This window comes from Pseudobacter ginsenosidimutans, assembly GCF_007970185.1.
In the GTDB taxonomy this organism is placed as follows: Bacteria; Bacteroidota; Bacteroidia; order Chitinophagales; family Chitinophagaceae; genus Pseudobacter; species Pseudobacter ginsenosidimutans.
In genome coordinates this window covers 3,586,355-3,598,689 of record NZ_CP042431.1, presented here as the reverse complement: position 1 = coordinate 3,598,689, position 12,335 = coordinate 3,586,355, and the positions used below count along the sequence as shown (strand labels likewise).

The 12,335-nt window shown below is 48.2% G+C and carries 10 protein-coding genes; 7 read left to right on the top strand and 3 right to left on the bottom strand.

The window, feature by feature from the left end; genetic code table 11:
• Window positions 1–42 precede the first annotated feature (42 nt).
• From FSB84_RS14580 to FSB84_RS14550, 7 genes are read left to right on the top strand one after another with little or no spacing between them, the layout of a single operon-like run.
• Entirely contained in the window at window positions 43–978 is a 936-nt protein-coding gene (locus FSB84_RS14580) for an ABC transporter ATP-binding protein (protein ID WP_130538678.1), read from the top strand.
• A gap of 10 nt (window positions 979–988) precedes the next feature.
• Window positions 989–3,889 carry a Gldg family protein gene (locus tag FSB84_RS14575; protein ID WP_130538677.1) on the top strand — a complete coding sequence of 967 codons (2,901 nt, stop codon included), beginning with the start codon at window positions 989–991 and terminating at the stop codon, window positions 3,887–3,889.
• A 9-nt stretch (window positions 3,890–3,898) separates the two neighbouring features.
• Window positions 3,899–5,239, top strand: a complete 1,341-nt coding sequence (locus FSB84_RS14570) for a MutS-related protein (RefSeq protein WP_130538676.1) — start codon at window positions 3,899–3,901, stop codon at window positions 5,237–5,239.
• Entirely contained in the window at window positions 5,236–6,531 is a 1,296-nt protein-coding gene (locus tag FSB84_RS14565; protein ID WP_130538675.1) for a MutS-related protein, read from the top strand. The genes FSB84_RS14570 and FSB84_RS14565 overlap by 4 nt, the downstream gene beginning before the upstream one ends.
• Window positions 6,532–6,569: 38 nt before the next feature.
• Complete coding sequence (locus FSB84_RS14560) at window positions 6,570–7,394, top strand: alpha/beta fold hydrolase (protein ID WP_207234159.1); 825 nt, start codon at window positions 6,570–6,572, stop codon at window positions 7,392–7,394.
• A 34-nt stretch (window positions 7,395–7,428) separates the two neighbouring features.
• Entirely contained in the window at window positions 7,429–8,226 is a 798-nt protein-coding gene (locus FSB84_RS14555) for a helix-turn-helix transcriptional regulator (protein ID WP_130538674.1), read from the top strand.
• Window positions 8,227–8,286: 60 nt separating this feature from the next.
• On the top strand, window positions 8,287–8,673 hold the full coding sequence (locus tag FSB84_RS14550) for a VOC family protein (protein WP_130538673.1): 387 nt from the start codon (window positions 8,287–8,289) through the stop codon (window positions 8,671–8,673).
• On the opposite strand, the gene FSB84_RS14545 is transcribed toward FSB84_RS14550, so the two are convergent.
• The 3 genes from FSB84_RS14545 to FSB84_RS31060 all read right to left on the bottom strand — a co-directional run bounded on the left by FSB84_RS14545 (window position 8,674) and on the right by FSB84_RS31060 (window position 12,334).
• Window positions 8,674–9,453, bottom strand: a complete 780-nt coding sequence (locus tag FSB84_RS14545; RefSeq protein ID WP_130538672.1) for a patatin-like phospholipase family protein — start codon at window positions 9,451–9,453, stop codon at window positions 8,674–8,676.
• Window positions 9,454–9,564: 111 nt separating this feature from the next.
• Complete coding sequence (locus FSB84_RS14540) at window positions 9,565–11,955, bottom strand: glycoside hydrolase family 95 protein (RefSeq protein WP_207234158.1); 2,391 nt, start codon at window positions 11,953–11,955, stop codon at window positions 9,565–9,567.
• A complete protein-coding gene (locus FSB84_RS31060) occupies window positions 11,915–12,334 on the bottom strand; it encodes a hypothetical protein (protein WP_207234157.1) in 420 nt (139 codons plus the stop codon). Before FSB84_RS31060 ends, FSB84_RS14540 begins: the two co-directional genes overlap by 41 nt.
• Between the last annotated feature and the right edge of the window lies 1 nt (window position 12,335).

Below are 12,335 nucleotides of genomic sequence, written 5' to 3'. Positions count from 1 at the left end.
AAGTATAGTCAACCAAATTCTTTACAACATCATTCAGAAAAAATGGACAACCCGATCGTAAAAATTGAAAAACTGTCGCACCGGTATACCAGTTCCTGGGCTATCCGCGATATCAACATGGAGATTGGCTCCAAAGGCATCGTAGGCCTGCTTGGCTCCAATGGCGCCGGCAAGTCTACCACCATGAACATCCTCTGCGGTTCACTCAATCAAACAGAAGGAAATGTATACATCAATGGCATCAACCTGCGAGAACAACCCGAGCTGGCAAAAAAACAGATCGGATTCCTGCCGCAGAACCCGCCACTGTACATGGACCTCACCGTGGATGAATACCTCACCTATTGTGCAGGATTGCGACTGATGCCGAAAGACAAAATGAGACCCGCCATCAGGGAAGCCAAAGAACGCTGTGGTGTTGACCACTTCAGCAACCGTCTCATCCGGAACCTCTCCGGAGGTTACCGTCAACGCGTGGGCATTGCACAGGCTATCGTACACAAACCAGCGCTGGTTGTACTCGATGAACCTACCAATGGTCTCGACCCCAACCAGATCACGGAAGTTCGCGCACTGATCAAAGAGATCGCCACAGACCGCGCGGTGATCTTCTCTTCACATATTCTCACTGAAGTGCAGATCCTTTGCAAAGAGATCAAGATGATCGAAAGCGGCAGGATCGTTTTCTCAGACAGCATGGATGCCTTCAACAATTATGTGGAACCACACAGCCTGCTGATGCATCTCGAAAATCCTCCTTCAGAATCAGAGCTCGCCCAGGTAGCCGGCGTAACAAAAGTGGAATTCGTAACAGAAAGACAGGTACGCGTGCATTTCACCGGCGAACGCGAGATCACTGAAACACTCGTTGCAGCCAGCGTACAGAAAGGCTGGAGGCTGCAGGAGATCAGTCTCGATAAAAGCGCCCTCGATGAGATCTTCAAACAATTATCCAATCAAACTTCTCTGAATAACTAAAAATTAACTGATGAAAACGATAAAAAGAGTGGCAGGAACGGAGTTAAGAACTCTGTTCTACTCCCCTATTGCCTGGTTCGTCCTGGTTGTATTCCTGGTGCAGTGCGGCATCGTCTATTTCAACAGCATCGAACAGATAGCCACCCAGCAGGAAATGGGTGGTATCAGGATGAGGTTCATCAGCAACCTCATGAACCGTGTATTTGTTGGAAGAGGCGGCATCTTCAACAGCATCATGCAAAACCTGTATTTGTTCATTCCCCTCCTCACCATGGGATTGATCAGTCGCGAAACTTCCAGCGGTACCATCCGCTTATTGTATTCCTCTCCCATCAAAGTGAGGGATATCATTCTCGGAAAATATTTTGCCATGATGCTCTACAGCCTGCTGATGGTGGCCATTGTAGCGATCTTTGTGATCCTCGGCATGTTCCATGTGCAGGATGTAGACAAAGGCATGCTCCTGACCAGCCTGGTAGGTTTCTATCTTCTGCTCTGCGCATATTCCGCCATCGGATTGTTCATGAGTTGCCTCACCACTTACCAGATCGTAGCGGCTGTTTGCACCTTCGTGATGATCGGCGTACTCGGTTATATCGGATCGGTATGGCAGAATATCGAATTCGTTCGTGATATCACCTATTTCCTTTCCATTTCCGGGCGTACTGAAAAAATGCTGCGCGGATTGCTGACCACCAAAGATGTGATCTACTTCATCGTGATCATCTACATCTTTATTGGACTGAGCATCCTGAAGATCAGGTCTGGCATGGAATCCAAACCAGCGCTGGTGAAAGCTGGCAGATATATTGGTGTAGTGGCCATCGGGCTCTTTGTGGGCTATATCAGCTCACTCCCTTCCCTGATCGGATACTATGATGCCACCAGCATCAAGGTCAATACCGTTCGTCCAAACGTTCAGAAGATCATTGAAGACCTCGGGGAAGATCCACTGGAAGTGACAGTGTACAACAACCTATTGGGATCAGCTGCACAGATGGGACAGGAAAGCTTTCACAATGTTTTGCTCAGCACCTGGGAACATTACCAGCGATTCAAGAAAGGTCATAATATAAAAATAAACAAGACCATCACTTATTACGACAGCACGCTGGATAATCAATACATGATGTCAGGTTACGAAGGGAAGAGTATCAAAGAGATCGCCGAGCAACAGGCAAAAGTGCAGGGACTGAAAATGAAGAATATCAAAACACCGGAAGAGATCCGGAAGATCATCGATCTCAGACCTGAGCTCAACCGATTTGTGATGCAGCTGAAATACAAGGACAGGACCACATTCCTCCGCATCTACGACGATCAATTTGTTTGGCCCGGCGAAACTGAAGTGGCCGCCGCCTTCAAACGCCTGCAAATGGCGAAGCTGCCCAAAGTGGCCTTCCTCACCGGTAATATGGAAAGAAGCATCCTCAGAAAATCCGACAGGGAGTACATGAAAATGGCCAGTTCCAAGCCCTTCCGCAATTCATTGCTCAACCAGGGATTTGATGTGGACACGCTGACGCTGGAAACACAGGAAGTACCCACCGATGTGGCGATCCTGGTGATCGCCGATCCCAAACAGGATTTTACTGAAGCAACACTTACACACCTGAAACAATATCTTGACAGAGGCGGCAACCTGCTTATTGCCGCAGAGCCAGTCAAAGATTCTCCGTTGCAACCATTACTGAAAGAAATGGGAGTGGAATTGTTGGATGGACAAATAGTGCAGGAAGATAAAGATTATCAACCCAACCAGGTAAGGCCGGACCTCACGCCATTTGCAGCCAGCTTATCAAAATACCTCGATAAGATGCAAAAAGACACACTGACTGCTAAAGTAAGCATGACAGGCGTTTCCGCGCTTCGTTACGTCAACACCGGCAATTTCGATATTCATCCTTTGTTGATGAGCGATCCGAAATTCTCCTGGAACAGGGTGAAAGACCTCGATCCCGAAACCATGACCAGCGCATCCGGTGGCGTAATGATGATCAGCATGGGCGGCCTGGGTGGCCCTGATGAAGAAGAACCTGTTACAACCGGTCCGGCAAAAAGAACAACAGCAAAGCCCGCTGCTCCCAAATCCACTACCACACAGCAAAAAGCTACTACCGGAGCTACTGATGCCAATACAATGGCAGAAAGAAAAAAGAAAGTTGATTCCATCAAAACTGTGATGGACGGCATAAAAAATGGTGCAGGCACAGACGAAGAGAAACAAAAGAAGATGATTGAAGTGATGGCGAAACTGGAAAAAGAGAACCCGATTAGCCCGGCACAAAAAAAGACAAGGGACTCTGTTCATACGCTGATCAATGGCATCATGACCGGTTCAGGAACACCGGAAGAAAAACAGAAATCTGTTGGCGAACTCATGCAAAAGATCAGGGCAAAATCGATGGAGCAATCAAAAACACTGCAAACTAAATTGCAGGCACAACCAGAGAAACCACAGGTAACCCAGGTGAAGACCTCCCCCCAACCTGTTGCGTCTTCCAATACCGCCGCAGCCGTGAGCGAAGGGCCGCGTGGCAGAAGACGTGACCTTTCCGGCACCATCACCTTTGCTCCGCAGGACGGCGATGTGAAAGGCCCTCTCCCCACTGCCCTAAGCCTGACCCGTAAGGTGAATGGAAAAGAACAACGCATCGTAGTGACAGGTGATGCCGATTTCCTGAAAAATGGAAATTTCTCGCAATCCAATTTCGTATTCGGCACTACCATGTTCAGTTTTCTTGCCTATGGTGAATTCCCGATCGACACCTGGCGCCCTGAAAGGAACGATAAAAGTGTAAATGTTACTACAGACCAGGTGAGCGCCCTCAAGCTGACCTTCCTCTGGGGATTGCCCGCTGCCCTGATCGCATTTGCCGCTATCCTCCTTATCCGCCGAAAAAGGAAATAAAAGAGACCCATGTTATTTACCACAGATAAACAAACGCTCGACGACCTGAATATTTTCGGGAAACACGGAAGCGACTCTCTGTTCAATATCTTCAACCGTTGCGCCACAAGAGGTGGCGCAGCGGTTCTCGAAGAAATGTTCCGCTACCCGCTTTCCGATCATGCAACTATCAACCGGCGAAGCTCCATCATCAGCTATTTTGCTGCAACAGAAAAAACATTCCCCTTCCCTTCTTCCCATTTCGATGCAATTGAGCCGTATATGTCCAACCGCGATGAGCGCACCAAACTCACGCAGGAAAACAATACCATCGGCAGGAAGATGGGCAATATAATTGCTCCGGACAATACCACACAACTGATCATGAAAGGCGTAGCCGCCATAGTGGACCTGATGCAGACTTCCCGCAGTTTCATGCAGGACCTGGCGCTGTCTGACGCTCACCCCTATGCGCAGGAAAAGGATTCCATTTTTTCTATTTTGGACATGCCTGCATTTGAACCGGTATTCAGTTTGAAAGGAAAACCCGGCTTTGCTCAAATGGCAGACCTCGATGTTGTATTCCGTTTCCGCTATCGCGAAGAGATCAGGCAGCTCCTGCAGCGCCTGTACCAGCTTGATCTTTATATGAGCATTGCACGGGTGGCCGGTGAAAGGAATTTTGCTTTCGCGAAAGCACTTCCGGGCAACATGCTCAGCATTAAGCTGGAGCATGTATTCCATCCCGGTGTTCCGAAAGCCGTGCCCAATAATATCCGTATTCATCCCGATGGTAATGTGATCTTTCTCACCGGGGCCAATATGGCAGGAAAATCCACTTTCATGAAATCACTCAGCATCGCCATGTTCCTGGCCCATATGGGATTTCCTGTGCCCGCCGCCAGCATGGAGTTCTCTGTGATGGATGGCATTTACACCACTATCAATCTGCCGGACAACCTGGGCATGGGCGCCAGTCATTTCTATGCAGAAGTATTGCGCGTGAAGAAGATGGCAGCGGAATTGTCGCAGGGCAAAAAGCTGTTCATCGTTTTTGATGAATTGTTCCGCGGCACCAATGTGAAGGACGCTTACGAAGCCACTATCGCCATCACCAAAGGATTCGCCACCAGGCATAACAGCCTCTTCGTGATCTCCACCCATATTATCGAAGCAGGCGATATACTCAGGGCAGACACACCGAATGTCCGTTTCATTTACCTGCCCACCAGCATGAATGGCAATACTCCCGTGTATACCTATACGCTGGAAGAAGGCATCACAGACGACAGGCATGGTATGATCATCATCAACAATGAAGGCATTCTCGATATCCTCGAAGCAGGCATTCAACAAACACAACCAGCATGAGCTTCATAACCGACAAACAAACATTGGAAGACCTGGGATTGCTGGGAAAATTCAAACAACATTCGGTCTTCAGCATTTTCAACAAAGTGAAAACAGGCGGAGGAGAAAGACTGCTCACTGAAATGTTCCACCAGCCACTCACTGACGCAACTGCCATCAACGAAAGGAGCAGCCTTTTCCATTATTTCCAGAATGCCAACCTTAGTTTCCCTTTCGATACGGCAGATTTCAACCGGGTGGAAAATTATATGAGCAGTGTGATCAACGGGAATGGTGTCACCAACCTCGCCGCCGTTGCGCGCAAAAAATTTGCCGGCGCTTTTCTGCACGACAAACAATACGAACAGTTGCAACAAAACCTGCGGGCCACTATCGCAGCACTGGTTGCACTGAGGGCGCTTGTGAATAAACTGGATATCCCCATGACCGCACAGGCGCGCCAGTTTTTGTCAGGCAAAAAAATGCAGTGGCTGGATACAGTCAATGGACAAACACTCTCCATCTTGAATACAGCACGCTATGATTCCCTGCTGCGCAATACCCTGCGCAAGGAAATGGAATGGTTGCTGGAAACCATCTATCAACTGGACGTATACATTGCCGTTAGTTCTGTATCCCGTGAACGGGGCTTTTACTATGCTACAGCTTTGCCAGGTTCAGCAAATGTTTTCGGCAGTACGGCGCTTCGGCATCCCGGCCTTCCAAACGCTGTGCCCAATGCCATCCGCCTCGACAGTTCCACCAATCTTCTCTTTCTCACCGGCGCCAATATGGCCGGAAAGTCCACCCTCATGAAGAGCTTCGGCATTGCCTTGTACATGGGGCATATGGGCTTTCCTGTAGCTGCAGCCAATATGCGATTTTCCATCCGCGACGGGCTTTATACCAGTATCAATGTTCCAGATAACCTCAATATGGGTTACAGTCATTTTTATGCAGAGGTACTGCGCGTAAAGAAAGTGGCGCAGGAAGTGAGCAACCGGAAGAACATGGTGGTGATCTTCGATGAACTGTTCAAGGGAACCAATGTAAAAGATGCTTATGATGCCACCCTGGCCTGTACTGTAGCTTTTTCCAGGTACCGCAACAGCGCTTTCATCATTTCCACACATATCATTGAAGTAGGCGAAGCGTTGAAACCATACAATAATATCCAGTTCGGTTATATGCCTACCGTTATGAAAGGCAATCAGCCCACCTATCCATATACACTTACCAGTGGCATCACCAGCGACAGACAGGGTATGCTGATCATCGAGAATGAAAAAATACTGGAGGCACTTTATAACTGAGAGGAAAGATCTTTTTCCACAATAGCAAACCTGTTATTTTGCATTCCATAAAAGAAGCTGTTCATGCAACAGCTTCTTTCTATTTTTGGTACATGATGAAAGAAGCGATCATAAACGGAGTCAGTATCAGCGTACAGGAATTCAAAACGGGATCAACCCTTCCCACCATTATTTTCCTGCACGACAGCCTGGGCTGCATCTCGCTCTGGCGCTCGTTCCCACAGGAACTGGGGCAGCTTGCCCAATGCAATGTACTGGTGTACGACCGGCAGGGCTATGGCGCTTCCGCCGCTTTCAATTCAGAAAAACGTCAGAACGATTACCTGGAGATCGAAGCAGACAACCTGGTTAAACTGATGGATGCCTGCCGGATTGATAAAGCCATTCTTTTCGGACATAGCGATGGCGGCTCCATTGCGCTGATAGCAGCTGCAAAATATCCGGAAAGATGTACTGCCGTAATCACTGAAGGCGCGCATATTTTTGTTGAAGAGATCACACTGGCCGGTATCCGGAATGCCGTTACTGACTGGCAGACAACCAGCCTGAAACAAAAGCTGGAAAAATATCATGGCAACAAAACGGAATCCGTTTTCCATGCCTGGACAGACACCTGGCTGAACCCACAATTCAGATCATGGAATATTGAACATTTCCTTCCCCGGATCCAATGTCCTGTACTGGTGATCCAGGGGGAAAATGATGAATTCGGCAGCATTGCCCAGGTAGAAGGTATTCTGTCCGGTGTTTCAGGAAAAGTGAAAAAATGGATGGCGCCGGAATTGGGGCATACTCCGCATAAAGAAAGTAAGGCAACTGTATTGCAACAGGCGGCCGGCTTTCTCAGGGAAGTGGTTCTGTAATAATCCGTAACTTGTAAAGAGAAAATGGAGCCAGATGATCTACCACTGCATCCAGCCACCACAAAGCCTGCAATCATTTGTAAGATGTTTCTGGATCTTCGAAAGCAATTTCGATGCACAGCCTTATGCTTACCGTTCCATGGCTGATGGTTGTGCGGAACTCATCTTTCATTATAAAGGACTGTTCCGGGAACCTGATCATGCAGGCAGCAATTTCTACTCGGGCCTGCAGGCCCCTGCCCAACAATACAAACGCTACATTACACAGGAACAATTTGGGATATTCGGCGCTTATCTCTATCCATTTGCCATCCCATTTCTTTTTGATATGTCTGCTTCCAGTATCGTCAATGAAATGCCGGACCTTCCGGCTTTACTGGGCCAGGAAGGGAAAGAACTGGAAGAAAGAATGATCACTGCGCATAGCAATGAAGCAAGACTGAACATTCTCATAAAATTCCTGGAAAAGAAATTACCGGACCGGTTTGAAGAAAACCCTGCAACTTTCTGCGCCATCCGTCATGTGATTGATTCCGGCCAGCAGGTTTCCATTCCTGCCTTATCAGAAAAATTTTGCATGACCGAGCGTACACTTCAAAGACAATTCAGGGAATATGCCGGGCTCAGCCCGAAACTGCTCTCGCGCATCACCCGGTTCAAAGCTTCGCTGAATGATTACGGTAATCGTAAAAAACTATTGACGGAAATAGCACATGAATGCGGCTATTATGATCAATCGCATTTCATCACTGATTTCAAGACATTCTCGGGTTATCACCCCAAGGCATATTTTCACGGACAACCAGAAGGCGCCGAATGGCGGGATGCCTGATTGTCGGAATTCTACAATTTTGAAAACGCCAGCTAATCTAATTTTGATAAAAAGATAATTATGGACAAGGTTTTCATTCCACAGGGCTATCAGCGTGTGATGCCATACATCATCATGAAAGGGGCAGATGATTTTCTCCAATTCATGAAGAATGTGTTCGGCGCCACTGAAAAGTTGATGCACAGGCGGGAGTCAGGTGAAGTGATGCATGCTGAAGTATTCATCGGGGACAGTGTGATCATGTTCGCCAATGCTGCCGATCAATGGCAACCTATGACGGCGGGGCTTTATATCCATGTTGCGGATGTAGACGCCACATACAAACTGGCCCTGCAGCATGGAGCCACCAGCGTGAATGAGATTGCAGACCAGGACTATGGCCGCAGTGGTGGCGTGCAGGATCCTTTCGGCAATACCTGGTGGATCACTACCACCAATCCGAAATAATTATTTCAATTTAACAGGATTACTCTCCAACTGCTGCATTGCATGCGCATAAGCATACCCGAAGATCTTATGCGCTTCTTTCTTTTCCAGCATCCCGAACTGCGTCATGGCAGGCGGATCGATGAACAGATCGCAATGCCGGGATTTCGCATACACTGCATTGCCCAGCGCCAGGTGAAAGATCCTGTCGAATGTTTTCCGAACACCCAGTGGCATATCGCAACCTTTGGCGATGGAGTTCACATGCACCCCAATGAGCAGATCACATTTTTCCCTGATCGGTTCAATGGGAAGGTTGTTGAGGATACCACCATCCACATATAATTTGGGCCGGTCCATCACCGCAGGGAATACCAGCGGGATACTCGACGTTGCCAGCAACGCCTTGTACAAAGGGCCTTCATAAAAATATTCCGTTACTCCGGCAGACAACTCGGTAGCCGCCACATACAATGGCATATTCAATTTTGAAAAATCATCGGGCAGGTATTCACTGAAGATCTTTATCAGGAAGGAAGGATCGAAAAGCCCTGAAGTCCGTAACCTGAGATATGAACGGGGAAAGAATTCTTTTTTTAGAATAATGGAAAACATATCATCGGGTGAATGGCCTGCTGCATAGAAAGCAGCAACAATTGCGCCGGCGCTGGTACCTGAAAGGATCGTGGGTTTGATTCCGTGTTGTTCCAGGGCCTTCATCACCCCGAGGTGACCGATAGCGCGCAGTCCGCCACCAGACAGGGTTAGACCGATTTTCCTGGGAGACCTTTTGAATAACATTTGCAACAGAATATCTTACAATATAAGCATAACTGCATAAAAAACCGGTTGCCTGAAAAAGGCAACCGGAATGAGGTTGGCGGCCCGCAGCTGCGGAGCCTCGTCCAAATTTTATTGCAACTGCAGCTTGTAATGGCCACCGGGCTTCGTCTTCAGGTCATATTCAAGGATCGCTTTCAGATCCTTCTTATCCAGCTTTGATGGATCAGCAATCAATACCGGCTTGATGTCCGCCCTTTTGAAGAATGGATTGGGATTGATGCCTGATGCAGGTTTCAACGCCAGCTTCTCCCCTTTCAACGCATCATAGGAACGTAGTCTGCAAATGCCACCGAGACGGGAATGGATAGTCACAGAATTTACTTTTCCATTTTTCCATTCTATGTCTACTACAAACCCACCCCGGGTCACCAGCCCTTTCGCACTGCCGTTTGCCCAGTTATCAGGTAACGCAGGTAACAAATGAATGGCGCCGTCATGTGATTGCAATAACATCTCTGCTATCCCTGCCGTACAACCGAAATTTCCATCTATCTGGAAAGGAGGGTGGGCATCAAAGAGATTGGGATAAGTGCCGCCCTGTTCTCCTTTTGGTTCTTTCGGCATAGGACTGAGCTGTTCGCGGATAAGCTGCCAGGCTTTATTGCCATCCAGCAAGCGCGCCCAGAGATTTACTTTCCACCCCATCGACCAGCCGGTGGATTTATCATTCCTGCTCTGCAGCACTTTGCGGGCAGCATTGAAAAGCTCAGGTGAGCGATACGGAGAAACCTGGTTGCCGGGATACAAACCATATAAATGCGAAACATGCCGGTGATTGCTCCTGGCAGGATCCCAGTCTTCCAGCCATTCCTGCAATTGTCCATATTTCCCGATCTGCATCGGTGGAAGCCTGTCCAGCTTACTTTTCACCGTATCCGAAAAGGCGGGATCGGTCTTCAATATCCTTGCTGCTTCCAGTTGATTGGAGAATACATCAAACACCAACTGGTTGTCCATAGTGGTGCCGGAAGCCACACCGAGATCGTCACGGTAAGTATTTTCCGGCGACATCGACGGAGACACAACCAGCCATTTATTGTTGGGTTCTTCCTGTAATGCATCCACGAAGAACATGGCTGCTCCTTTCAGCACGGGGTAGTATTGGCGCAGGAATTTTTGATCTCCTGTAAAAAGATAATGATACCAGATATGTTGCGATAACCAGGCGCCGCCCATCGGCCACATACCGAAGAAGCCGCCATCCACAATACCGGTGATGCGCCAGAGATCCGTATTGTGATGCGCATTCCAGCCGCGCGCCCGGTACATTTCGCGCGCAGTCTGCTGACCTGTTACACTGAGCTCTTTCACCATCTGCAGCAGAGGCTGATGCAATTCAGAAAGGTTGGTGGACTCTGCAGGCCAGTAGTTCATTTCCGTATTGATATTGATGGTATACTTGCTGCCCCAGGGTGGCGATACCATATCATTCCATTTTCCCTGCAGGGTGGTTGGTTGTGTGCCGGGCTGTGATCCTGCGATCAGGAGGTATCGCCCAAATTGAAAATACAATGCAACCAACTGTGGATCTGTACTGCCGGCAAATTCCTCTACACGCTGGTCAGTTGGCTTTTCAGCCTGGGCACTGGTACCGAGTTCCAGTTTCATCCGGTTGAAATATTGCCGGTAACGATCGGTATGCGCATCTTTCAGCTCCTCATAAGGCTTACGCATCGCCTGTTGCAAAATGCTATTGGCCCTGAGATGCTCATTATCACTAATATCCTTATACGATTTCACATTGGTGGCAATCGAAATACAAACCACCACCCTGTCTGCTTTGCTGATGCTGATGCCTGTATCAGAGAATTGCATATTCCCGCCAAAGGCCACTGGCCTGATCAACGCTTCAAAACGAACCCGTCCCTTTTTATTCTCCGAACTGCTGCTGGTGCCGTTCAGCTGCAATTGTTTGCCGTTCTGTTTTATACTGGCTTGTTTATGCGGGCTGCTCATGGAAAAATGTACATCGATACTTCCGGGCTTATTTGCGCTCAGTTGCACCATGATCACTCCATCTGTCAATGAAGCGAATACTTCCCTTTTGTATTGAATGCCATTCAATGAATAAGAAACAGTGGCAATTGCGTTTTCAATATCCAGCTCCCGTCTGTACCCCGTAACATTTTCATGACCAGGAAAACGCATCAGCAAATTGGCTGCCGGCTGATACATCATCCCGTAGTTGTTACCTGGTGCGGCATTCCTTGGGAAAGCCCGGTTGGAGAAACTTTGCGCTTCATCATACTGACCTGCTGCTATCAACTTTCTTAATTGTTGAATGGCATCGTAAGCGCCGGGCGTTACGTTATTGCCCGGCTCCCCGGACCAGATGCTTTCCTCATTCAGTTGCAGCCGCTCCTCCCCGGAACCGCCAAAGATCATAGCAGCCAGACGCCCATTACCGATGGGGAGGGCTTCATTCCAGTCGTCCGCCGGACGATTGTACCAGAGGCGCATGTTCTGCCCCCAACATTGGCTGACTGATAAAAGAATAAAAATGGAAAACGATACAAGAAATGCGCTTGCCGGTTGATGAATCCTGGAGGAATACATAAACATTTTTTAATGAATGAAAAATGTAATAAACCGGGGCAAGCGGTATAGAGGAAGTAAGATAAAAAAATAATATCGAAAATAGATGGAAACAGGGGGTAACAAAATCAATCAGCTGTTGATATAACAATGTATAGCCAGTTGACACCCTCACATTATTCAATGCACCGGGACATGGCGACAAGCGCCACTTCATGTGGGCGACTTTTGGGCGAACAAGCAATAGGCAAGAAAGCCTCCTGAAATTCATTTCAGAAGGCTTTCTTTTTTCAATTGCTGCCATT